The following is a 23,853-nucleotide window of genomic DNA, read 5'->3' as shown; positions in this document are numbered from 1 at the left end:
GGAAAGGAGCTGCGCGATGTTCTTCAACTTCACCAACGCTTCTCTCCGACGCCAGAGCCGACGAAACACGCTGCGACGAGCGCGTGTGTTGTCTGCTGTCCTTATAAGGTAGTCCCTTATTTTCTGTCGCAATACAATCGGACGCATGACAACACCCGGCCCCTGCCGGGTTTTTTGTTGTCCGCAGTTGCCTCGCCGCAGCGATTTGGCTCCGTTTTCGTGCAACGGAGCATCCAATCGGGGTCGAAACGCAACCCACGCACGGAGAAAACGTTGATCTGAAATTGCCGCCGCCTTGGCGGCGGAATGAGAAAGGCACAACCATGGCTGAGAAAGAAAAAGTTGTACTCGCATACTCCGGCGGTCTGGACACCTCGTGCTGCCTGAAGTGGCTGCAGGTTGAAAAGAACCTCGACGTTATCGCTATTTGCGGCAACGTCGGCCAGGACGAAGCCGACCTCGAGTACATCAAGAACAAGGCGCTCGAATGCGGTGCAATCGCTTCCGAGGCCATGGACATGCGTGAGGAATACGCTAGCAAGTACCTCACCAAGGCGCTTGCCGCCAACGGCCTCTACGAGAACACCTACCCGCTGCTTTCTGCGCTTTCTCGTCCGCTGCTCTCTAAGCACATGGTCGAGGCTGCGCACAAGTACGGCGCGAAGTACATTGCCCATGGCTGCACCGGCAAGGGCAACGACCAGGTTCGCTTCGAAACCGCCATCAAGGCCCTCGACCCGAAGCTTGAGATTCTCGCTCCCGTTCGCGATTGGGAACTTCACACCCGTGAAGAAGAAATCGACTGGGCTGCCGAGCACGGCGTTCCGGTGAAGGCGTCCAAGGCTTCGCCGTACTCCATCGACGACAACGTGTGGGGTCGCGCCATCGAATGCGGCGCGCTCGAGAACCCCTGGAACGAGCCTCCCGCGGACATCTGGACCCTTTCCGTCGACCCCGAGAATGCTCCCAACGAAGCTGAATATGTCGAGATTGGCTTCGAGAAGGGCGTTCCTTGCTCGCTCAATGGCGAAGAGAAGAGCTTCCTGCAAATCGTCATGGACCTCAACGTCCTCGCCGGCAAGCATGGTTGCGGTCGCATCGACATGGTCGAGAACCGTCTCGTTGGCGTGAAATCGCGCGAGTGCTACGAGACCCCTGCCGCCGAGGTGCTCATTGTCGCCCACAAGGCGCTTGAGACCCTGTGCCTCGATCGCGAGACGCAGCACTTCAAGCTCAACCTCGAGCATCAGTGGTCCACCACCGTGTATTACGGCCAGTGGTTCAGCCCGCTGAAGAACGCTCTTGACGCATTCTTCGCCGAAACCCAGAAGTTCGTCACCGGCACCGTGAAGGTGAAGCTGTACAAGGGCAGCTGCACCGTGGCTGGCCGTACGAGCGAATACTCGCTCTACGATTACGGTCTGGCGAGCTACACCGCGGCCGACACGTTCGACCACAAGGCCGCGAAGGGCTTCATCGACCTCTCCGCGCTGCCGTTTGCAGTCTGGGCGGAGAAGCAGGGCCACGAAGCGCAGGACCTGTAATTCCACGCTAGAATAGAGCGTTGTTCGAAACGCATTGAAGCTGGTGCGGGCTTTCGGGCCCGCACTTTTATATAAGAGTATTGCGGCGCACGGGCGTCCGTTTGAAACAAGAAAGGCTATTCCATGGGTGCTTTGTGGGGCGGCAGGTTTGAGAAGAGCGTCGGGTCGTTTACCCAGGCGTTCGGCGCATCGTTGCAGGTCGATAAATCGATGTATTCGCAGGACATCAAGGGTTCCCTCGCGCATGCCCGCATGCTGTGCGAGAAGGGCATCATCTCCAAGGCCGACTTCGACAAAATCGAGGTGGGCTTGGTCGAAATCGAGAACCAAATCGCTCAAGGCCGCTTCCAGTTCGACATCAACGACGAAGACATCCATATGGCCATCGAGAAAACGCTGATCAAAGACGTCGGCGTTGCGGGCGCGCGCCTGCATACGGGCCGCTCCCGTAACGACCAGGTTGCCACTGACACGCGTTTGCATGCGAAAGACCTGCTCAACGAGCTGCTTGCCCAGAACTGTGCGCTGCGTAGCGTGATTTACGCCAAGGCCTGCGACAACTTCGACGTTATCATGCCTGGTTACACGCATTTGCAGCATGCCCAGCCCGTGCTGTTCAGCCATCATATGCTCGCGTATTTCTGGATGTTCACGCGCGACTTCACGCGCCTCGTGGCCGCCTTCGACGCCGCCGATGCCAACCCGCTGGGTTCCGCGGCGCTTGCCGGCACCACGTATCCGCTCGATCGCCACATGACAACCGAGCTGCTCGGCTTCGATCATCCCATTCCGAACTCCATGGATGCCGTTTCCGACCGCGACTATCTGCTTGATCTTGAATACGCCTGCAGCGTCTCGATGATGCACTTGTCGCGCCTGTGCGAAGAGATCATTCTGTGGTCCACTACCGAATTCGGTTTCGTCACGCTTTCCGACAGCTTCGCCACGGGTTCGTCGATTATGCCGCAGAAGAAGAATCCCGACTTTGCCGAGCTCACGCGCGGCAAGATGGGCCGCGTGGTGGGCGACTTGGTTGCGCTGCTGGTAACCATGAAGTCGCTGCCGCTTGCCTACAACAAAGACTTGCAGGAGTGCAAGGAAGGCGCCATGGACGCCGCGAAAACCCTGCACGACTGCATGGTGTGCATGGAGGGCATGATCGAAAGCATGGAGCTGCACGTGCCCGAGATGCGCAAGTCGGCCGGCAAGGGCTTCACGGCTGCGACCGACGTGGCCGACTACCTGGCCAAGAAGGGCATGCCGTTCCGTCAGGCGCACGAAGTGGTTGGTGAGCTCGTGCTGTATTGCGAGAAGCACCACAAGGGTCTGGAAGACCTCACGCTTGACGAATTCAAGCAGGCAAACGAGCTGTTCGAGGCCGATATCGTGAGCGCGCTTGACATGGAAACCATTGTTGCCGCCCGTAAGACGTATGGCGGCACGGGCTATGAGGCCGTGAAGGTTCAGATGAAGGAAGCCGAGGCCGCGTTGAACGCCGACAAGGAAAAAATCGGCTACGACGAAACCGCAACCCCGGTATATAAGCAATAAGAAGCCATGAAGGCCTGCGGCGCGAATTGTTGCAGGCCTTCTGTCTTGTTGTTTGGCAAATTGCGAGCCCCGCGGCATTGGTTGCCACGGGGCTTTTGTTTTGGCGTTCTGGCGAACGCATGGTGGCTTGCGCTACAGCTGCCATGAGTCATTCTCGTGGGCGTTGTCGTCATCTTCGCGAAACAGCGTGCTGTATGATTAGTGGCGTGCCGCTAGCCATTGACGCGGCTGTTCGTCTCGTTTGTTGGGGGTCTTTGTGGCGAAGTCGTTCTCATTTGGCGATGCAAAACGTCTACTGCGCGATGTTGCAGAGCTTCAAAGACGAATCCGCATGGCCCCGACGAGGATGGACGAGCTCAAGGGCGATATTGTTCAAGCGGCGGAAGCATTGAAAAGCGCCGAATTGACGAAATCCTTGTTAGAACTTCCCGTAGAGGATCTTAACAAATATAAAAAAGGGCTAAGAACTTCCCTCCTGAGGGAAAATGGTTATACATCAATAGCGCATGTGTGCAATACGTCTTATTCCAATTTGTCTGCAATATACGGAATCAGCGAATCCTCTGCTCGTGACATGAAAAAGATTGCGGGGGAATATGCAAAGCAGGTTCAAATTGAAATTCGGGTCCGATTGAGCTCAGATAATCGAACCGCAGAATCCACGTCGCTGATTCGCGCTGTCGCGGCGTATCGACGAGCTGATATTTTGGTTCGTGACATTGCCGACAATGCATTTGCCGATTCGGATAAGATGGAATACGCTCAATCGGACCTATCGTCTGTCATGGGCGTGAGATGGTTATTGTCGTCGAAAGCCAAAAAGGCGCGCGCTGAAGAAGCATATTCATACTTGCGAGAAGCGTATCTAGGGTCATACGGAAGCATTCAGCGCTTGACCTTGAAAAAGCTCGATGAAGTTAGCGACGTGTCCGGCGAAGATGCCTGGCGGGCATTTGAGTCGGATCCCGTGGGCTTTTCAAATACGATCGAGGATACTGCGCCTGGATTTCTTGGTCCAGATGGTTCTATGGGCTACGGGCTCCCCGAAGACTTAGCACTGAAAATTCAAGAGGAGTGCTTTTATCCGGATGGCTTGCTTGTCGAGTTGAGGAATTATCAAGAATGGGGCGTTAAGTACGCTCTCCATCAAGGGAAAGTTCTGTTGGGCGATGAGATGGGCTTGGGAAAGACCATTCAAGCTATTGCGGTGATGGTCTCTTTAAGAAATACCAAAGCAACCCATTTTGTTGTCGTCTGCCCTGCAAGTGTTCTTGCTAATTGGTGCCGCGAGATAGCAACGAAAAGTAGGCTTCGCGTAGAGAAGGTTCATGGCTCAAGGCGGGAAGACGCGCTGTCTTGTTGGCGGAGAAATGGCGGAGTGGCAGTAACTACTTTTGAGACTTTAGAGCATTTTGATTTGGAGGACAGCCTTGGTTTTTCTCTTCTCGTTGTCGATGAAGCTCATTATGTCAAAAACCCCGGAGCTCGTCGTTCTTGCAATGTTGCGAAATTGAGCCAGCATGCTGAGCGTATTCTTCTCATGTCGGGAACACCGCTCGAGAACAACGTCGATGAAATGATCTCGCTTATTCGACTGCTGAGGCCCGATATCGCAAAATCGATTTCCGGTATGACGCATATTTCGTCTGCTTTGCGTTTCAAAGAGCTTGTAGCGCCAGTTTATTACCGAAGAAAACGCGAAGACGTTCTGTCGGAACTCCCTGAGCTGATTGAAAATGAAGATTGGTGCAGCCTTTCCCCCGAAGAGGAGCTCGCTTATGAAGACACCATTCAAAGTAAGAACATTATGGCGGCTCGTCGTGTCTCATGGAACGTTGGAGACGTCAGAAGGTCAACGAAAGCACGACGTTTGTGCGAAATTGTTCGGGAAAGCAAGGAAGACGGAAGGAAAGTGCTGGTCTTCTCTTACTTCCTAGACACACTGAATAAGGTAATTCAATCACTTGGCGAAAATTGCTATGGGCCAATCAACGGCTCGGTCTCCCCTCAGCGGCGTCAGCAGGTGATTGATGAGTTTGATAAAGCGCCTGCTGGGTCTGTGCTGGTTTCTCAGATTCAATCTGGGGGTACAGGTTTAAATATTCAATCGGCAAGCGTGGTAATTATTTGCGAACCGCAATTCAAGCCGTCTGTTGAAAACCAGGCAGTGGCTAGGGCATACCGAATGGGGCAGGTAAGAAATGTGATGGTCCATCGCTTGCTGTGCCTTGATAGCATCGACGAGCGCATTGTTGAGATCCTTGAGGATAAACAGAGGATATTTGACGCATTTGCCGACGAGTCGCTCGCAGCGAAAGAGGGCTTCGGCATAGAGGAAAAAGAATATAGCAATATCATCGAAAAGGAGATTGAGAGGATCAATGCTAGGCGAGATGCGAACGTTGCAGGCGTTTTAATTGAAACGAACGTGGCCAAGGCTACTAGCATTGGCGATGGCAAAGGTAGCTTTGTTGCCGATAGCGGCAAGGGGCCATCAGCGGCCTTTTCCGACGAGATGTCTCATATTGAAAAGACCGTAGTTCCCAAAGGAGAGGATGGTTTAAGGAGCACTTTGAAGGGTGTGTCGGTTACGCGGCGGATTAGGGAATATCCTCAGCCGCGAGGGGGCTTTCTAAATCCGAAACTATTTGAAGTGGTTCAGCTTGACGGGGGAATTTCGGAGCTGGCCTCGTACGAGAATGTTGTTCCGGGTGTCGTTGGCATTGCCGTCGACTACATGGTACGTTTTTGCACGGGATCATCTGTTTTTGACTCATTCGCAATTTCTCGCAAAGGGGCGTTTCGTGTTGGGAAGGTTGATTTGTTTAACAAGCTTGCTGCTGAAATTGTAGGTCTGGACGATAAATCGATAGCAAACGCCATAAAGCTTGCGGGATTTGATGTGGCGTATCGCATGGATCCTCGGGCATATAGACCAGTTGAAGAAATCAAACCAGATTCCCAAACGTTGAAGAATGTCAGAATCATGGTAAAGAGGGGCTGTGCTTTCCTTAATGAGTGCGGGCCAAAGATACTCGATGGACTGACCTTTGAGGGCGGCTATACCGATATTGTCTCAAATGGGGACGGAGATTTTCTGACTCCTGATACTCTTTGGGATTTTAAGGTTTCGAAGAATCCACCAAACTCACGACAGACATTGCAGTTATTGATGTACTGGCGCATGGGGCTGCATTCGACCCATACCGAGTATCAGCAGGTAAGGCAATTGGGCATATTTAATCCGAGGATGAATCGTATATATCGATTACCGGTTGGATGTATATCCGAGGAGATAATTGCGGAGGTCGAAAAAGACGTAATCGGTTATCGTGCGTGATGTAAAAGGTATTTTCGTATGTCGCGCTATGATGCTGGGGTTTCTGGGGCAATTATGATGCAGAAATTCTCATTGACGGCGGGCGCGTGTACGGGTACAATTCATTCCTGCGCGTAATCGCGTCGTGTATGTGGGCCGTTAGCTCAGCTGGTAGAGCAGGGGACTTTTAATCCCAAGGCCGCGGGTTCGATTCCCTCACGGCCCACCACCGATTTTTCTAAGACGGGTTCAGCCCGCCTTTTTCTTACTGGGCCATGGTGTAATGGCAGCACAGGGGTTTTTGGTGCCCTTAGTCCGGGTTCGAATCCTGGTGGCCCAGCCATTTTTCAACAACGAAAAGCATATAGGTTCGTAACGGCTATGGTTAAGTGTGTTTTATGCCACCAGGGTTCGAACCGATGGGGCGGAATTCCGTTAAGAAAACTGCCCAGTGGGCAGTTTTTAGGAATTCGCCCGAAGGCTTTAGCCTGAGGGATCGGGGCGCGCGTAGCGCGGCCAGGAATCCTGGTGGCCCAGCCATTTTTCCAACGTTGTTGCGCCGTTCTAACGAACGGCGCTTTTTCGTTCGGGGCGTCCTGATGCTGCGAAGTAATTCGCAAAAGAATTTCCTAATTAATCGGAAAAAGTTCTAGACGTATCGAAGAGCTTCCTGTAATATACTCATTCGCGTTACGAACGCCATGCGCCGTTGTGGCTCAGTTGGTAGAGCAGCTCACTCGTAATGAGCAGGTCACCGGTTCGAGTCCGGTCAACGGCTCCATGAATTCTCAAAGGTCCGCTTTTCAGCGGGCCTTTTTGTTTTCGGCTCCTCTATGGTTCCGCAATTCTTGAAACGCCTCGACCTGTGCGTGTTTCAAAAGAACAGTGCTCTGCAAAAGTACCTTGCTCTGTATTTTGTTTCGCGGGTTCCAAAGACGCTCTGATCGGCTGCATTTCAGATTGCCTTGCTCCGTTCGTGCTCTGGGACCGCCTTGATTGATTCTCGCGCTTTGCATCCCCATCGCTTTCCTTGTTGCGTTCGTTTGAAATCCGAGTTCCTGGCAGAATATTCGAGCCAAGGGTCGCGAATTTGCCCTTTGAGACGCTGTCGGGCTCGAATTTCGCGAATTTGGTTGAAATAATGCCAGGACAAAAGTTGACTGTCTGTAAAGGGCCAGGTCAGATAGGTGCTGAAATATGTCCACGCCGCTTCGTTTCTGCTGTTCTGCTCCGTGTCAGGAAACGCGTCCCTAGGGACGATTTTCCTGCCAGCAAGTGCTAAATTCCGCGAGAATGCGACCCTTGCACGGTATATTCTGCCAGCAGGCGAAAAAGATGTTCGCCTTGAAATTGGGCACTCGCTCCAAATTCCGGCATGCGCCCTGGGGCTTGGGTCGTTTCTTCGCTCAAGCGCCTGGAGGCGATTTGCGCTTCGCACCACACCGGCCTTCGGGGCAACCGGTGTCCCGTCCCAACGCTCAGGGGCGATTGGCGTTTCGTTTCGCCGCTCTGCCAATTCCTTCTTCGCGGCCTTAGAACCATCGCGATTCGCTCCGGTCAGGGGCATTTTGCGCAATAGCCGAAGCGTCCGATCCTCCTTCATGTTCCAGGCTTCCATCCTCCGTTATGTTTCAAGCCTGTTAAAAACCTCGTATTGAGGTGCGTATTTGGTGCTTTCGCGGCGCCATTCGCAATGTTGGTGCGGCCTTATCTTGTCGAGCGTTCTAAAATTGTGCATCTAACAACGTGCGCCGGAGCATCCGAAGCGTCGGCGGCGCGTCCTAGATATAGGGGGTATTGTGACTAAGCTTTCTATTGCGCCGAAAGGGTCGAGCGACGCGAGCTACGCCGCCGAACTCGAAGCGTTCGCGCGCCGAATCTCAACCACGCCGCCGGGGGCTTGTCCCGTTGCGGCGCAGCTTTCCATGCTCGAGACCGGCGCGGCTCAAACGTGCGGCAAGTGCGTGCCGTGCCGCGATGGCCTGCCCCAGCTTGCCTTGTTGGTGCGCAGCATTCTCGACTGCAAGGCGACGGCCGTCGACCTCGATCGCGCTCGCGTTTTGGCTGAAATGATTCGCGATGCCTCCGACTGCGCCATTGGCTATGAAGCCGCGGCCCAATTCCTGGTGGGCCTTAAAGCCCACGCCGACGAATATGCGAGCCACATCGAAAACCGTGCATGCACCGAAGGCACCGAGCAGAAGGTTCCGTGCGAGGCGCTGTGCCCAGCGCATGTGAACGTGCCGGCCTATATCGCGCTTGTTGCGGCGGGCGATTACGCCGGCGCCGTGAACATGGTGCGCAAAGACAATCCGCTGCCCACCGCATGCGCGCTTGTGTGCGAGCACCCGTGCGAGCGCCGTTGTCGCCGTGGCTTGCTCGACGCTCCCATCAATATTCGCGGCATCAAGAAATTCGCGGTCGATTCCTGCGCGGCCGATAAGGCTCCCGTGCCTGCGCGGTCGGCCCAAACCAACCGTCGCGTTGCGGTGATTGGCGGCGGCCCCAGCGGTTTGACCTGCGCTTATTTTCTTTCGCTCATGGGTCACGATGTAGTGATCTTCGAGGCTCGCAAGCACCTCGGTGGCATGCTGCGTTACGGCATTCCCGCGTATCGCTTGCCTCGTGAGCGTCTGGATGAAGACATCAACGCCATTCTCGCCGTGGGCGGAATCGAAGTTCGCCTCGAAACGAAGGTCGACACCCAGACCATGGCCGAACTGCAAAACGAATTCGATGCCGTGTATGTTGCCATCGGCGCGCAAAAGGGCAAGGGCCTGCGCATCGACGGCGCGAAGGCCGAAGGCGTCATTTCCGCCGTTGACCTGCTCGGTCGCATCGGCGATGGCGATTATCCCGATTTCAGCGGCAAGCGCGTGGCCGTCATTGGCGGCGGCAACGTTGCCATGGACTGCGTGCGCACGGCGGTGCGTGCCGGCGCCGACGAGGTGTCGTGCGTCTACCGTCGCCGCGTAGCCGACATGACTGCGCTCGACGCCGAAATCGAAAGCGCCATTGCCGAAGGCGTGGAAATGATCACGCTCGAATCGCCCGATTCCATCGAGACGAACGAAGCGGGACAGGTCGTGGCGCTCATCACGCAGCCGCAGATGATTTCCGCGGTGAAGGGCGGCCGCCCGTCGGTGAAGGCCGCCGACAAGCCCAAGCGCCGCATCGAAGCCGATGTAATCCTCGTTGCGGTGGGGCAGGGCATCGAGTCGCAGCCGTTCGAAGACGCGGGTATGCTCGCCGAATGGGGCGAATTCAAGGCAAACGAATTCCTCGAAGCCCAAGGCGAAAACGGCACGCTCGCCGGCGTGTTCGTCGGCGGCGACTGCCAAACCGGTCCCGCGACCGCCATTAAGGCGATTGGCGCTGGCAAGGTTGCCGCGCGCAACATCGACGAGTACTTGGGCTACCACCACACGCTCGATTGCGGCGTTGACGTCCCCGCGCCCGCGCCCAACGACCGCGCACCCAAGGGCCGCGTGGAAATTTCCGAACGTCCCGCGCGTGAACGCAAGCATGATTTTGCCTATGTCGAAATGCCCATGAGCCGCGAAGAAGCGGTTCAGGAATGCGGGCGTTGTCTGCGTTGCGACCACTTCGGTTGCGGCGCTGTGGAAGGGGGTCGAATCCAATATGTCTAACGTGAATCTCACGATCGACGGCGTTTCCGTCGAAGTGCCGCAGGGCTCAACCATTTTGGACGCGGCCCGCGCGGCGAACATCCACATTCCCACGCTGTGCTTCCTGAAGAACGTGAGCGACATCGCCTCGTGCCGTATGTGTGTGGTCGAAGTCGAAGGCGTGCAGGGCCTTCTGCCCGCGTGTTCTACGTTTGCCGAGGAAGGTATGCAGGTCACGGCGACCTCCGATGCGCTTGATGCCACGCGTCGCCTCACGCTCGACCTTATTTTGTCGAGCCACGGCTTGAACTCGACGAACTTCTGCTTCAGCTGCAAGAAGAACGGCGCGTGCGAGCTGCAAGATCTCGGTCGCGAGTTCGGCATGGAAGAGCTCACCTTCGAGGCGCCCGCCAAAAACGCCCCCGTGCTCGACAGCAATCCGTTTCTCTCATTCAATCCGAACCTGTGCATCGCGTGTCAGCGATGCGTCGGCGCATGCAACACGGCGGCGGGCAATCACACGCTGCGCACGGGCAAGCGTGGCGTTCGCACCACCATCCAGGCGCCGTTTGGCCCCAATTGGAAAGCAACCCAGTGCGAGAGCTGCGGAAATTGCGCCCAGGCGTGCCCCACGGGTGCGCTCACGGAAAAGCGCCGCGGCAATTATCGTGAATGGGAAGTCTCGCGCGTGCGCACCACGTGCCCGCATTGCGGCGTTGGCTGCCAGCTCGACCTTATTGTGAAGGGCGACGAAATCGTCGACGCGCAGGCCGTGAACGGCCCCTCGAACGCGGGACTTTTGTGCGTGAAGGGCCGCAGCGGAAGTTTTGACTTCGTGAATTCGCCCGACCGCATCACCTCGCCGCTTGTGAAGAATCGCGAAACGGGTGAGTTTGAGCCCGTGAGCTGGGATGACGCGCTCGCTCTTGTTGCCGAGCGCTTTGGCGCGATCAAGGCCGAGCATGGCGGTGAGTCCATCGCCGCGTTCGCGTGCTCGCGTTCCACCAACGAAGACATTTACATGCTCCAGAAGATGGCGAGGTGCGCATTCGATACCCCGAATATCGACAACTGCGCACGTGTTTGTCACGCTCCTACGGTCGCCGGTCTGGTGACAACGCTTGGCTCTGGAGCCATGACTAATTCCATCGAAGACGTGTGCGAGCAAGCGCAGGTCATTTTGCTCGTGGGCAGCAACCCCGAAGAGGCGCACCCCGTTATGGGCATGCGCATTCGTCGGGCGGTTGAGCGCGGCGCGAAGCTTATCGTCGTCGACCCGCGCGATATCGGGCTTGCGAGCAAGGCCGATATCCACCTGAAGCTGCGCCCTGGCACCAACGTGGCATTCGCCAACGGCATGGCACATGCCATTATTGCCCAGGGGCTCGCCGATAAGGAATTCGTCGAAAATCGTACTGAGGGTTTCGAGGAATTCGCAGCCATGGTTGCCGACTATACGCCCGAAAAGGTGGCGGAGATTTGCGGTATCGATGCGGATGATCTTGTTCAGGCCGCAACGATGTATGCGAAAGCCGATCGCGCGCCCATCATTTATTGCCTGGGCGTGACGGAGCATTCCACGGGCACCGAAGGCGTTATGTCCATGTCCAACATGGCCATGGTCTGCGGCAAATTAGGCAAACCCGGTTGTGGTGTCAACCCTCTGCGCGGCCAGAACAACGTTCAGGGCGCGTGCGACATGGGTGCCGGACCGGCCGATTTCACGGGCTATCAGAAGGTTGCTAATCCCGATGTGCTTGCGAAGTTCGAGACGGCGTGGGGCGTGAAAATGAATCGCACGCCGGGGCTTATGGCAACGGAGTGCTTCCCCGCGATGATCGATGGACGTATCAAGGCCCTGTTCCTTTTCGGCGAAGACCCCGTTCGCACCGACCCCGATACGCATCACGTGATTCATGCCCTTGAGTCGCTTGATTTCTTGGTTGTCGAAGAACTGTTCATGACCGAAACCGCAAAGTATGCCGACGTTATTTTGCCTGGTCGCAGCTATGCGGAAAAGGAAGGAACCTTCACCAATACCGAGCGCCGCGTGCAGCGCGTGCGTAAGGCCGTGAAGGGCCCCGATGGACCGCGTCTCGACACTGAGGTGTTTGCCGAAATCATGCGTCGCATGGGCTATGACCAGCCCTCGCTTTCTGCCTCTCAGATTATGGAGGAAATCGCAAGCCTCACGCCGTCGTACGCTGGCATAAGTCATGCGCGCCTCGATGGCGCCCAGGTTGCAGGTCGCGGTATCCAGTGGCCATGCCCGTCGGAGGACCATCCCGGCACGGCCATCATGCATGTGGGACAGTTCTCTCGCGGCAAAGGCGGCTATTCGCTCGCTCAGTATCGTCCGTCGGCGGAGCTTCCCAATGCGGAATACCCGCTTATGCTTATGACCGGTCGCGTGCTCGCTCAGTACAATGCTTGCGCCATGACGGGTCGTACGGAAGGCCTCAATGAAATTGCGGGAGAATCGTTCATCGAGCTGAACTCGGTCGACGCTGAACAGCTCGGCGTAGCCGATGGCGATCGCGTGCGCGTGTCGAGCCGCCGTGGTGAAATCGAAACTACGGCGCGCGTGTCGAGCAAGACAAATCCCGGTCAAACATGGATGCCGTTCCATTTCCAAGACGGCAATTCCAACTGGCTCACGAATGCCGCGCTTGACCCCACCGCGAAGGTGCCTGAATACAAGGTCTGTGCCGTGAAGGTCGAGGCGATTTAGCGAATCGCGAGCTCTTCGCCGCACGAGACGTTGGCGGCCTCTGGTATGTACAAACCGCGCTCTGAGGCTTGGCCCCTTCGGGCCAGCCACAGGGCGCGGCTTTTTTGCTGCATCCGTGCCTTTGGATGCACGAGTGCACCTTGCATCGCTGCAGCCGACATGCGTCAGCCGCAGCGATGCGTCCTGGTCGTCGCGCGTCGCATTTCGGCCCGATATTCCTGCTTATCACACGCTTTTAATGAGGGCGTTACTTTCGAATCGACTTTATTCGGCTATAGTAGGGGGGTTACTAAAAACCGTTTAAGAAGAAACGCAGAGCCTATGGATTTCAACGCAATATTCGCTGTTGCGGTGTTCCTTATCGTCATCGCGCTCGTGATGTCGGAAAAGGTGCATCGTTCGCTCGTCGCCATTGGCGGCGCGGCCGTGCTGCTTCTCGCGCACGTTATGACGCTCGACCAAGCTGTGGCGCATGTTGACTTCAACACCATTGGCGTGTTGTTCGGCATGATGCTGTTCGTGGCCGTCGTGAAGCAGTCGGGCATGTTTGGCTACCTGGCCATTAAAACCGCCCACATCGCCAAGGGCGACCCGTGGCACATCATGATTATGTATGTGCTGCTCACCGCCGTGCTTTCGGCATTCCTCGACAACGTCACCACGGTGCTGCTCATCGGCCCCATGACGCTTACCATTTGCAAGCTGCTCAAGGTAAACCCGATTCCGTTCTTCATGGTTGAAATCATGGCGTCGAACATCGGCGGCACTGCAACCCTCATCGGCGATCCGCCGAACATCATGATCGGTTCCGCCGCTGGCTACACGTTCCTCGACTTCATTATCGTCGACGCGCCTATCGTGTGCGTGATTTTGGCCGTCGTGCTCGTGGTGTTTTACTTCCTGTATGGCCGTGGCCTGCATGTTCCTGACGAAGACCGCAACCGCGTGCTCGAGCTCGACCCGAAAGAGCAAATCGAAGACATGCGTCTGCTGAAGATTTCGGTCGTCATGCTCGTGTGCGTGGTCATCGGCTTCATGTGCCATGGCGCGCTCGGTATCGAGTCGTCGGTTGTCGCCCTTACTGCCGCTGCCGTCATCATGCTCATTTCCCGCGTCGATGTTCCGCAGGCGTTGTTGCATGTCGAGTGGACTACGCTCACGTTCTTCTGTGGTTTGTTCATCATTGTTGGCGGCATGGTCGAGACCGGCACCATCGACATGCTCGCGAATGCACTTATGGACTTCACGGGCGACGACGTGCTGTTCACCATGATCATCTTGCTCGTGGCGTCGGCCGTTATCTCTTCGGTGCTCGACAACATTCCGTTCGTGGCAACCATGATTCCTATCCTGCTTGCCATGGAAGGCGCGGGCATGGATGTAACGCCTCTGTGGTGGGCAACGTCGCTCGGCGCATGCCTCGGCGGCAACGGTACGCTCATCGGCGCGTCGTGCAACGTCGTTATCTCCGATATCGCGGCAAAGAACGGCAACCCCATCAGCTTCGTGAAGTACATGAAGGTGGGCTTCCCTCTCATGCTGCTCACGGTGCTCATTGCGGGTATTTACCTTTATATCGTGTTCCAGCCGGTATAAGAGCTGCGCGTGTAACGAACGCCGCAAACTCGCTCGTTTGCCGCAAGGGGCTCGCATATGCGAGCCCCTTTTTTTTCATGCGGGTATCCTTATGGAAACATGCGAACGGAATGAACTAAAGAAACACCCTACGCTTGGCTCGTAGCCTTCTTCAAATACTCGTCGGCCTCTTCGATGGAAAGCCCCAGCGCAGCGGCGTATTCTTCCTGTACCTGTTTTCGTGCGGCATCGAGAAGACGAATATAGAGGGCCGAGGGCTTGTGTCCCGTTGCCTCTTGCTCGGCAATGCGATGCTCCATGGTGCGAGCTACACGCATGCTTGTGATGCAGTCGTGCTGAGCAAGCTCTTCGCGGAAGTGCTGGTCGGTGGTATGCATGTTCTTGTCGACATACATTTCCGGTTCGATTTCAGAAAGTTGCTGCGCAAGGTTGATGGCATCGGCGCGATCGATGACGGGACGAATGAGCTCTTCGGCTTTGTCGGCAGGGACGAACGCCTGCCCGCCGCGCGCGCTTTCCGATTTCAGTACGAAATAGAGGCGCGGCGGCACGTCGCCGCCCTTCGAGTTCATCGATTCCAATACGTAGTCGGTCTGCTCAATGGTACACACGCCGAAGCTCTTATAGATCACCTTATCGCCGCATTTGAACATACTTCACCTCAAGGAGCTTAAAATATAGGTTTGAACTGGGAAAACTAACTCCCATCATACTCCCTTTGCGAAGGTTGTGCCAAATAATCTCCACGTATCGTCACAATTGATGAATGCATTGTCGCAGGTCAGCGAGATGCAATGGCGGCAAGTGGCAGAGCGGAGCGCAACGAAGCCGAGTATTCAAGGATGAGGTGCGCGGCGGTTGCGGGAAAAGCAAAAGGCCAGCTCACGTGTCCGAACTGGCCTTTTGCTGTAATCTGTTGCGGGATGCGTTCAGCGAAACTGCAAGTGTGCTCATGCGGCAAATGCGATAGCAGTGTTCTTGCGGCTTTCGCGGGCGCGTCCGATAATCATGCTGCTAAATAGCGGCGCAGATGAGGTCGCCCATCTCGGTGCAGGTGAGCTTTTTCTCGCCGGCTTTGGCGATGTCGCCCGTGCGGTGGCCCGCTTCAAGCACGCTTGCCACGGCGTTTTCGATGGCGTCGGCTTCCTCGGCCAAATCGAAGCTGTACCGAAGCATCATTGCCGCAGACAGAATGGTTGCGATGGGGTTCGCAATGTTCTGGCCGGCAATGTCGGGTGCGCTGCCATGAATGGGCTCGTACATGCCAAGCTTCGTATCGGAAAGCGAGGCGGAAGGCAGCATGCCTACGGAGCCGGTGATGCAGGAAGCCTCGTCGGACAAGATGTCGCCGAATAGGTTGCCGGTCAAAATAACGTCGAACTGGCTGGGGTTGAGCACCAGCTGCATGGCGCCGTTGTCAACGTAGAGGTAATCGGTCTCGACGTCGGGGTACTCGGCGGCGATGCGCTGCACGGTTTCGCGCCACACGCGGCTCGTCTCAAGAACGTTCGCCTTGTCGATGCTTGTCACCTTGCCGCGACGCTTGCGGGCCATATCGAAGGCGACGCGTGCGATGCGTTCGACTTCGGGCGTGGAATAGTTCATGTCGTCGTGGCCCGCGCCGGCCTCGTCGCGCCACTTCTTGCCGAAGTACACATCGCCCACGAGCTCGCGGCATACAACCAGGTCAAGGCCATCGCCCAGTCGCTCAGGCTTCAGCGGGCATGCGTCGGCCAGAGGAGCCCATAGCTTGGCGGGGCGCAGGTTCGCGAACAGGTTCAGCTCTTTGCGAATGCCCAGAAGGCCGCGCTCGGGGCGGTTGGTGGAGGGCTCAATGTGGTCCCATTTCGGGCCGCCAACAGCGCCCAACAGCACCGAATCGGATGCCTTGCACGCGTCGATGGTTTCCTGCGGCAGGGGCACGCCGAACTCGTCGATGGCCGCACCGCCAATGAGACGTTCATCGTAGTTGAAGGTGTGGCCGAATTTTTCGCCAACCTTGTCGAGGGCCTTCAACGCCTCATCGACGATTTCGGGGCCAATTCCGTCGCCCTTCAAAACGCAAATATTGAAATTCATAATTCTCCAATCACCAGGTCAAGCGCTCTCAACGAAGGAAAGCGCCCAATCAAAAAAACCGTGCGTCCAAATCTCAGCCGATAACTCGTAAGGCTAGTTGGGTTTGTGGCGCGCCGGGATGGGCGGGATGGCGTCGCACGCGAGTTCCGCACGAGCTGAACAGCGCTCATGTGCTGTTCGTGCGAGCAGGACTGTCTGAGCTTAGTGCGACGCCCTCCCGCCCATCCCGGCGCCGAAAACTAAACGCCTCGAGCTTTGAGGCTGTTCAGCAATCCGTCGTTGTCGATGATGTTCTGAATGAACTCGGGGAAGGGCAGTGCCTGGAAGGTTTCGCCCGTGGTTTCGTCGGTAATCACGCCCGTGCCGAAATCGATAGACACGGTGTCGCCCGCAGCAATGGCTTCGGCTGCCTCGGCGCTCTCCAGAATGGGCAGGCCGATGTTGATGGCGTTGCGGTAGAAAATGCGCGCGAAGCTTGCAGCAATTACGCAGGCCACGCCGTTGTCTTTCAGCACGCGCGGCGCATGCTCGCGAGAAGAGCCGCAGCCGAAGTTTTTGTTGGCAACAATGATGTCGCCCGGCTTTACGTTCTTCACGAACTCGGTGTCGATGTCTTCCATCGCGTGCGATGCGAGTTCCTTGGGGTCGGCAATATTGAGGTAGCGGGCGGGAATAATAACGTCGGTGTCGACGTTATCGCCATACTTGAAAACAGTGCCCTGAGCGGTCATCTTCATATGTGTTCCTTTCGTCGTTCTGACGAACGACGAAGAGGCCGACGCTGCGAGCGAGCCGGGCACCGAATCTTCGCCCGACTGGCCGAGCTCGCGTACCGAAGTACGCGTCGCTCAACCATTCGGCCGAATCTTCGGCGCCGGGCTCGCTCTCGCTGACTTTTGGTCGACCTGCTTCGTCAACGTGGTTCGAGCAAAGCTAAACGGCCTTCAGGCCGCCTGACCTACAGAGAGGCCGGGTCGGTGATATAGCCCGTGATGGCCGATGCGGCTGCAACGGCAGGGCTAGACAGATACACTTCCGACTCCACGTGGCCCATGCGGCCTACGAAGTTGCGGTTCGTGGTTGAAATCGCGCGTTCGCCCGCGGCCAGAATCCCCATGTGGCCACCCAAGCACGGACCACAGGTCGGCGTGGAAATAATCGCGCCTGCCTCAATGAAGATTTCAGCCAGGCCTTCGCGAATGCACTGCAGTTCGACTTCCTGCGTTGCGGGCATTACGATGGCGCGCACGCCGTCGGCGACTTTGCGGCCCTTCAGAATCTCGGCAGCAATGCGCATGTCTTCGATGCGGCCGTTCGTGCACGAGCCAATAACCGCCTGGTCGATTTTCACGTCGGCGAATTCGGTGACGGGCTTGGTATTTTCGGGCAGGTGGGGCGCTGCGACCGTGGAAGAAACGGTGGAAAGGTCGATGTCGATCACGCGCTCATATTCGGCGTCGTCGTCGGCGGCAAACACGACCGGCTCATGCTGCGCGCGGCCCTTCATGTATTCAATCGTCTTCTCATCGACGGGGAAAATTCCGTTTTTCGCGCCGGCCTCAATAGCCATATTCGCAATGCTGAAGCGGTCGTCCATGGAAAGCGATGCAATGCCCTCGCCCTGGAACTCCATACTCTGGTACAGGGCACCGTCAACGCCAATCATGCCGATGATGTACAGAATCACGTCTTTGCCCGAAACCCAAGGGCTCAGCTTGCCCGTGAGGTTGAACTTGATGGCGGAAGGCACGCGGAACCAGGCCTTGCCCGTAGCGATGCCCGCTGCGCAGTCGGTGGAGCCCACGCCCGTCGAGAACGCGCCCAGTGCACCATAGGTACAGGTGTGGCTGTCAGCGCCAATAATCACGTCGCCAGAAGCGACGATGCCCTGTTCGGGAAGCAGCGCGTGCTCAACGCCCATGCGGCCCACGTCGAAGAAGTTCACAATGTCGTGCTTGCGTGCGAAATCGCGGCACTCCTTGCACTGCTCGGCGCTCTTGATGTCTTTGTTCGGGGCGAAGTGGTCCATAACAAGGGCGACCTTCGTGCGGTCGAACACCTTGTCCATGTCGGCCTTCTTCAGCTCACGAATGGCTACCGGTCCGGTGATGTCGTTGGCGAGCGCGAGGTCGATGTTCGCCTCGATCAGCTGGCCGGGCACTACGGAATCGAGCCCGGCGTGCGCCGCCAAAATTTTCTGGGTCATGGTCATGCCCATATGGAATCCCCCTTAAGGATGGCTAGTGGCAATAAGTAAATGAGTGTTGAGGGGCGGTGCATACGCCTCGGGGCGTTTGAAGCGTTGATCCCGAGGAAGCGCGCTCGCCCCTCAACGTGGGGCCGGGGAGTACGTCCCGGCCCCGAATGGTGCTACATGCGGTTCAGGGCAGAAATGAGGCCCTTGATGGATGCGGTAATAATGTCGTGATGCTCGCCTGCGCCCCAAACAATTTTGCCGTTCGGGTCCTCGACGCCCACGTAGGCCATAGCCGAGCTGTCGGAGCCGCCGGTCATGGCGTGTTCGCTGTAGCTCGCGATATGCGCCTTCAGCCCCAGCTTCTCCATGGCGTTGCACACCGAGTCGAGGCGACCGTTGCCGTTGCCGATTACGTCCTGCTCGTCGCCATCAATCTTCACGGTCACGAACGCCTTGAATGCCTTGTTGTTCTCGGCATGCGTGAAGTGGAAGTCCATGAGTTCAATGCGGCCTTCGTGGTTCACATAGTTCTCGTGGAAGATGCGATTCACTTCTTCAGGAGACAGCTCGGCATGCGTGTGGTCGGAAACGTCCTTAGAGGCGTAGCTCAGCTCTTCGCGCATCTTCGGGGGCAGCACGTAACCGAAGTTCTGCTCCAGAATGTAGCCGATGCCACCCTTGCCAGACTGGCTGTTGATGCGAATGACGTCGGTTTCGTAATGGCGGCCCACATCGGTGGGGTCGATCGGCAGGTACGGCGTGGTCCAATGCTCGGGGTCATGCTCCTCGCGCCACTTCAGGCCCTTAGCGATAGCGTCCTGATGGCTGCCCGAGAAGGCGGCGAACACGAGCTGGCCAGCGTAGGGGCGGCGCGGCTCAACCTTCATGTTGGTCACGCGCTCGTACAGCTCGACTAGCTCGGGCATGTTGGCGAAGTTCAGCTGCGGGTCAACGCCATGGGCGAACATGTTCATGGCGACGGTGATCAGGTCGGTGTTGCCCGTGCGCTCGCCATTGCCGAACAGGGTGCCCTCAACGCGGTCGGCGCCAGCCAGAATGCCCAGCTCGGTTTCGGCAACGCCCGTGCCGCGGTCGTTGTGGCAATGCAGCGACAGCTCAACGGCGTCGCGGTACTTCAGATTCTTGCTCATGTACTCGACCTGCTGTGCGAACACATGCGGCAGGCTCATTTCGACCGTCGCGGGCAGGTTGATGATGGCCTTGCGGTCGGGGGTCGGCTGCCATACGTCCAGAACGGCGTTGCATACCTCGAGTGCGTACTCGGGCTCGGTGCCGGTGAAGCTTTCGGGCGAGTACTCGAAGCGGTAGTTGTCGTGGCCGGCTTCGTCGGTGAGCTCCTTCAGCAGCTTAGCGCCGGTCAGAGCGATTTCCTTAATCTGCTCTTTGTCGCGCTTGAATACCTGTTCGCGCTGCGCGAGACTCGTGGAGTTGTATACGTGAATGATGACGGGAGTCTTGCAGCCCTCGAGGGCGTCGAATGTCTTCTTGATAATGTGCTCGCGTGCCTGGGTGAGCACCTGAATGGTGACGTCTTCGGGAATCATGTCGTTCTCGATGAGCGTACGGGCCAGCTCAAATTCGGTTTCGCTGGCAGCGGGGAAGCCGATCTCGATTTCCTTGAATCCGATCTCGACGAGCTTCTTGAAGTATTCCAGCTTCTGCTCGAGGCTCATAGGAATGATGAGTGCCTGGTTGCCGTCGCGAAGGTCAACGCTCACCCACTTCGGGGCTTTCTCGATGTATTCCTTCTTCGCCCAGTCGAAGCACGGCTCGGGCGGCATGAAATATCCGCGTTGATACTTTACATGGTTGGGCATTCCGGTCATGGGAGGCTCCCTTTCTGTGGTTGGCCGCATGGCGGCACTTTTAGATTACAGACATGGAGCGCTCTCGCTTTCATCCGGTCGTCGGCCGCACGAGGGCGCAAATTCCGGGCATGCGAACGCACGCCCGGTTAAGTGACGAAGGGATTTATAAGGCGCAGACCCGTGGGGTGCCGAAGTGGCGCTTACAGGTGCGCCTGAATAAGCTTGGGGCGGAAGCCAGCGGCTTCAAGTGCCGCAACGATTTGGTTTTTGTGGTCGGTGCCGTAGGCCTCGATGGTCACGCGCAGTTCGACGCCTTCATTGCGGTTCGTATTCACGAACTGGTTGTGGTCGAGGCGAATGACGTTGCCGTTCATGCTGGCGATGGTTTGCGCAACGCGAACGAGCTCGCCGGGGCGATCGGGCAGAAGCGTCGAAACCGTGAACACGCGGTCGCGCTGGATGAGGCCGTGCTGAATGACGGAAGACATGGTGATAACGTCCATGTTGCCGCCCGACAGAATCGAAACGACCTTCTTGCCGGTGAAGGACAGGTGCTTCAAGGCCGCCACGGTGAGCAGGCCGGAATTCTCGACGATCATCTTGTGATTCTCGACCATGTCGAGGAAGGCGGAGATGAGCTCGTCGTCTTCGACGGTGATGATATCGTCGAGGTTCTGCTGAATGTACGGGAAAATCTTGTCGCCCGGCTCCAGCACGGCGGTGCCGTCGGCGATGGTGTTCGCGCTCGGCAGCTTCACCACATGGCCAGCTTCCAAGGAAGCCTTCATGCACGCTGCGTTAGCGGGCTCGACGCCAATGACCTTGATATGCGGGTTCAACAGCTTGGCCAGCGTAGATACGCCCGTGGCCAGTCCGCCGCCACCGATGGGAACCAGAATGTAGTCAACGAGCGGCAGCTCTTTCACGATTTCCATGGCAATGGTGCCTTGGCCCGTGGCAACTGCGGGGTCGTTGAAGGGATGGATGAAAGTGTAACCGTTTTCTTCGGCCAATTGCATGGCGTATTCGCATGCCTCGTCGTACACGTCGCCGTGCAGAACGGCGGTGCCGCCGTAGTGCTGCGTGCGCTCGACCTTGATGAGCGGGGTCGTGGTAGGCATGACGATGGTTGCCTTGGCGCCATAGCGGCTTGCGGCGAAAGCGACGCCCTGCGCATGGTTGCCCGCCGAAGCGGTAATAAGGCCACGCTCGCGCTCTTCATCGGTCAGCGTTGAAATCTTGTAGTACGCGCCGCGTACCTTATACGCGCCGGTGCGCTGCATGTTTTCGGGCTTGAAGAATACCTTGTTGCCGGTTTGCGCGCTGAAGTGAGGGCTTTCGATGAGTCCCGTCTTCTGCGTGACCTCCTGCACTTTGGCAGATGCCTCTTCAAAAGCGTCGAGCGTGAGCATCTCGGTCATGTCGGTTACTTCCTTGATAATATCGTACTCTATCGTAGTAAAGCAGTATACTCATTTGTGCCGACAATGGAAGAATTCATGCATGAAACCTTGCGTGATGCTCACATTGTATGCGCATTCTCGCGAGGTTCGAGGGAGCGCGGCGCCCCTTTGCGCATTCGGTTTTCGGTAACGGCCAGGGCCTTCTGCTGCTCGTTCATCCGCATCGTGCATTCTTCCGGCAAGGACGCATGATAGGGAAAATACGCGTCAGATTGGTCGTCATTGCTGGAGTCGAGTGAAGGAAGGGACGTTTTCGACCGCCCTCGCGGCGCGGCGAACCTGCCTTGAGCAACACCTACATATATATGTAGTAGAGTTGCCGCAACACAGCCACAAAGAAGGAGGCTTTCAATGAAGACCATTTCTACCCCTAACGCCCCTGCAGCCGTTGGCCCTTACGCCCAGGGCAATATCGTGAACGGCCTGCTGTTCGCATCGGGCCAAATCGCCCTGGTTCCCGAGACGGGCGAGTTGGCTGGCGACACCATCGAAGCGCAGAGCCGACAGGTCATGAAAAACGTCGGCGCTTTGCTCGAGGCTGCCGGTACCGACTTCGACCACGTGGTGAAAACCACCTGCTTCCTCGACGACATCAACGATTTTGCCGCCTTCAATGCGATTTATGCCGAATCGTTCGGCGAAACGCTGCCCGCCCGTTCGTGCGTCGCAGTCGACAAGCTGCCCAAGGGCGCCCTTGTTGAGGTCGAGGTCATCGCCGAGGTCGTGGGGTAGTTCGTGGCAATGCAAGAAACTCCGTTGTTCAAAATCCACGATGCCACGGTGCGTCGCAAGGAAAAGGTCATTCTGCATGTCGACGACTTTGAGCTTGCGGAAGGCGAGAACATCGCGCTGCTCGGTCCGAATGGTGCCGGCAAGTCGACCTTTATCCAGCTGCTCACTCGTGAGGTGCTGCCGCTGCACCGCGACGTGCCGCCCGTGATTTTCCGCGGTCAAGAGCGACCGTCGCTCGCCGATATCAAGGCGTGCTTCGGCGTGGTGAGCAACACGATGCACGATCAGGTGCGCGTTCACCTGCCTGCACGCGATATCGTGTGCGGCGGCCTGTTCGGCACGCTCGGCATTCCGCGTCATGTTCATGCGACCGAGGCCGATTTCAAAAAAGCCGAAGAGCAGCTTGAACGTTTGGGCATTAGTGAACTTGCCAATCGCGACATTATGACAATGTCAACGGGCCAAGTGCGCCGCGTGCTCGTCGCACGCGAGCTCATCCATGACCCGCAGGCGCTCATTTTCGACGAGCCATGCACGGGCCTCGACCCCGAAGGCATGTATCAACTGCGCGGTGTTATGCGCCAGCTGGCATCCGAGGGCCGATCGGTCATTTTGGTCACGCATTATCCCGAAGACATCATTCCCGCCATCGATCGCGTGCTTCTTATTAAGGACGCCGCGATTTATGCAGATGGCAAAAAGGAAGAGCTTCTTACGGGCGATTGCATGACGGAACTTTTCGGTGTGCCCTTGGCCGTTGAAAGCAATCACGGCTGGTATTCGCTTCGTGAGAAGTTTGACGAAGGCGAATGAGGAAGCGCCAACGATAGGGAAAGCGTAGCTTGCATGATGAAGGCGGAAGGACTCCTGGCCTGAAGGCGAGCCCAATCCTTCTACTTATATATAGGTAGTTGAATACACGCAGTTGAACCGGCCGCCCCGGAGGGTCGAGTCGCGCAAGCGCCGGGCATCCGGGGCGGTTATGTCTATGGACCGGGGCGAAACGCCGGGGCCGCGGGGCGGGACAAAACGCCAGCCCGATGCCGCTCTCCGCCCGAGACCCCCCTCCGCTTTACCGCGCTGGAGTTGTCGGCATCCTGTGTGCGGGCGGGTTTCCCGCCCCCGGGTCGCCGGGGGCGCGTATAATACCGAACTCGCCGCCGCGAAGGGCTCAAGCCCGGAA

General features: G+C 57.2%; 14 protein-coding genes and 3 tRNA genes. 11 read left to right on the top strand and 6 right to left on the bottom strand.

The annotated features are described in order from the left end of the window. The first annotated feature begins 323 nt into the window (after positions 1-323). The 9 genes from DMP05_RS01170 to DMP05_RS01125 all read left to right on the top strand — a co-directional run bounded on the left by DMP05_RS01170 (position 324) and on the right by DMP05_RS01125 (position 14,370). Entirely contained in the window at positions 324-1,544 is a 1,221-nt protein-coding gene (locus tag DMP05_RS01170) for an argininosuccinate synthase (RefSeq protein ID WP_123218799.1), read from the top strand. Positions 1,545-1,667: 123 nt separating this feature from the next. After that, positions 1,668-3,095 carry an argininosuccinate lyase gene (gene argH / locus DMP05_RS01165; protein ID WP_123218798.1) on the top strand — a complete coding sequence of 476 codons (1,428 nt, stop codon included), beginning with the start codon at positions 1,668-1,670 and terminating at the stop codon, positions 3,093-3,095. Positions 3,096-3,351: 256 nt separating this feature from the next. After that, a complete protein-coding gene (locus DMP05_RS01160; RefSeq protein WP_123218797.1) occupies positions 3,352-6,435 on the top strand; it encodes a DEAD/DEAH box helicase in 3,084 nt (1,027 codons plus the stop codon). A gap of 132 nt (positions 6,436-6,567) precedes the next feature. Beyond that, positions 6,568-6,643, top strand: a tRNA-Lys gene (locus DMP05_RS01155). 40 nt (positions 6,644-6,683) lie between these two features. Then, positions 6,684-6,757, top strand: a tRNA-Gln gene (locus DMP05_RS01150). Positions 6,758-7,119: 362 nt separating this feature from the next. Beyond that, positions 7,120-7,195: transfer RNA gene (locus DMP05_RS01145), tRNA-Thr, on the top strand. Positions 7,196-8,213: 1,018 nt separating this feature from the next. Continuing rightward, the gene (locus DMP05_RS01135) at positions 8,214-10,064 is read left to right on the top strand and encodes an NAD(P)-binding protein (RefSeq protein WP_123218795.1); all 1,851 of its coding nucleotides are present in this window, start codon (positions 8,214-8,216) and stop codon (positions 10,062-10,064) included. After that, a complete protein-coding gene (fdhF, locus tag DMP05_RS01130; protein ID WP_123218794.1) occupies positions 10,057-12,774 on the top strand; it encodes a formate dehydrogenase subunit alpha in 2,718 nt (905 codons plus the stop codon). The genes DMP05_RS01135 and fdhF overlap by 8 nt, the downstream gene beginning before the upstream one ends. Positions 12,775-13,095: 321 nt before the next feature. Continuing rightward, a complete protein-coding gene (locus tag DMP05_RS01125) occupies positions 13,096-14,370 on the top strand; it encodes an ArsB/NhaD family transporter (RefSeq protein WP_123218793.1) in 1,275 nt (424 codons plus the stop codon). A gap of 128 nt (positions 14,371-14,498) precedes the next feature. On the opposite strand, the gene DMP05_RS01120 is transcribed toward DMP05_RS01125, so the two are convergent. The 6 genes from DMP05_RS01120 to ilvA form a co-directional block, all read right to left on the bottom strand. After that, entirely contained in the window at positions 14,499-15,023 is a 525-nt protein-coding gene (locus DMP05_RS01120) for a CarD family transcriptional regulator (RefSeq protein ID WP_123218792.1), read from the bottom strand. Positions 15,024-15,384: 361 nt separating this feature from the next. Further along, positions 15,385-16,449: a 3-isopropylmalate dehydrogenase gene (gene leuB / locus DMP05_RS01115; RefSeq protein ID WP_123218791.1), complete on the bottom strand. Its 1,065-nt coding sequence runs from the start codon at positions 16,447-16,449 to the stop codon at positions 15,385-15,387. A gap of 239 nt (positions 16,450-16,688) precedes the next feature. Beyond that, positions 16,689-17,186: a 3-isopropylmalate dehydratase small subunit gene (locus DMP05_RS01110; protein ID WP_123218790.1), complete on the bottom strand. Its 498-nt coding sequence runs from the start codon at positions 17,184-17,186 to the stop codon at positions 16,689-16,691. A 221-nt stretch (positions 17,187-17,407) separates the two neighbouring features. After that, positions 17,408-18,667, bottom strand: coding sequence for a 3-isopropylmalate dehydratase large subunit (leuC, locus tag DMP05_RS01105; protein ID WP_123218789.1), 1,260 nt, complete (start codon positions 18,665-18,667; stop codon positions 17,408-17,410). A 152-nt stretch (positions 18,668-18,819) separates the two neighbouring features. Continuing rightward, entirely contained in the window at positions 18,820-20,493 is a 1,674-nt protein-coding gene (locus DMP05_RS01100; protein WP_211326826.1) for a 2-isopropylmalate synthase, read from the bottom strand. Between the two features lie 182 nt (positions 20,494-20,675). Next, on the bottom strand, positions 20,676-21,896 hold the full coding sequence (gene ilvA / locus DMP05_RS01095) for a threonine ammonia-lyase (RefSeq protein WP_123218788.1): 1,221 nt from the start codon (positions 21,894-21,896) through the stop codon (positions 20,676-20,678). A gap of 393 nt (positions 21,897-22,289) precedes the next feature. Here ilvA and DMP05_RS01090 point away from each other — a divergent pair, with 393 nt between their 5' ends. Continuing rightward, on the top strand, positions 22,290-22,670 hold the full coding sequence (locus tag DMP05_RS01090) for a RidA family protein (RefSeq protein WP_123218787.1): 381 nt from the start codon (positions 22,290-22,292) through the stop codon (positions 22,668-22,670). A 9-nt stretch (positions 22,671-22,679) separates the two neighbouring features. Beyond that, the gene (locus tag DMP05_RS01085; protein WP_123218894.1) at positions 22,680-23,483 is read left to right on the top strand and encodes an ABC transporter ATP-binding protein; all 804 of its coding nucleotides are present in this window, start codon (positions 22,680-22,682) and stop codon (positions 23,481-23,483) included. Positions 23,484-23,853 lie beyond the last annotated feature (370 nt).

This window comes from Slackia isoflavoniconvertens (assembly GCF_003725955.1).
GTDB lineage: Bacteria > Actinomycetota > Coriobacteriia > Coriobacteriales > Eggerthellaceae > Slackia > Slackia isoflavoniconvertens.
Note: the sequence above shows the minus strand (reverse complement) of the source record. Positions and strands in the feature narration are given on the sequence as shown.

Bases quoted from the DNA above. Each gene is read 5' to 3' on its own strand.
- DMP05_RS01170 (WP_123218799.1), top strand. From the start codon at position 324: ATGGCTGAGAAAGAAAAAGTTGTACTCGCATACTCCGGCGGTCTGGAC.
- argH (WP_123218798.1), top strand. From the start codon at position 1,668: ATGGGTGCTTTGTGGGGCGGCAGGTTTGAGAAGAGCGTCGGGTCGTTT.
- fdhF (WP_123218794.1), top strand. From the start codon at position 10,057: ATGTCTAACGTGAATCTCACGATCGACGGCGTTTCCGTCGAAGTGCCG.
- DMP05_RS01125 (WP_123218793.1), top strand. From the start codon at position 13,096: ATGGATTTCAACGCAATATTCGCTGTTGCGGTGTTCCTTATCGTCATC.
- DMP05_RS01120 (WP_123218792.1), bottom strand. From the start codon at position 15,023: ATGTTCAAATGCGGCGATAAGGTGATCTATAAGAGCTTCGGCGTGTGT.
- leuB (WP_123218791.1), bottom strand. From the start codon at position 16,449: ATGAATTTCAATATTTGCGTTTTGAAGGGCGACGGAATTGGCCCCGAA.
- DMP05_RS01110 (WP_123218790.1), bottom strand. From the start codon at position 17,186: ATGAAGATGACCGCTCAGGGCACTGTTTTCAAGTATGGCGATAACGTC.
- leuC (WP_123218789.1), bottom strand. From the start codon at position 18,667: ATGGGCATGACCATGACCCAGAAAATTTTGGCGGCGCACGCCGGGCTC.
- DMP05_RS01100 (WP_211326826.1), bottom strand. From the start codon at position 20,493: ATGACCGGAATGCCCAACCATGTAAAGTATCAACGCGGATATTTCATG.
- ilvA (WP_123218788.1), bottom strand. From the start codon at position 21,896: ATGACCGAGATGCTCACGCTCGACGCTTTTGAAGAGGCATCTGCCAAA.
- DMP05_RS01090 (WP_123218787.1), top strand. From the start codon at position 22,290: ATGAAGACCATTTCTACCCCTAACGCCCCTGCAGCCGTTGGCCCTTAC.
- DMP05_RS01085 (WP_123218894.1), top strand. From the start codon at position 22,680: ATGCAAGAAACTCCGTTGTTCAAAATCCACGATGCCACGGTGCGTCGC.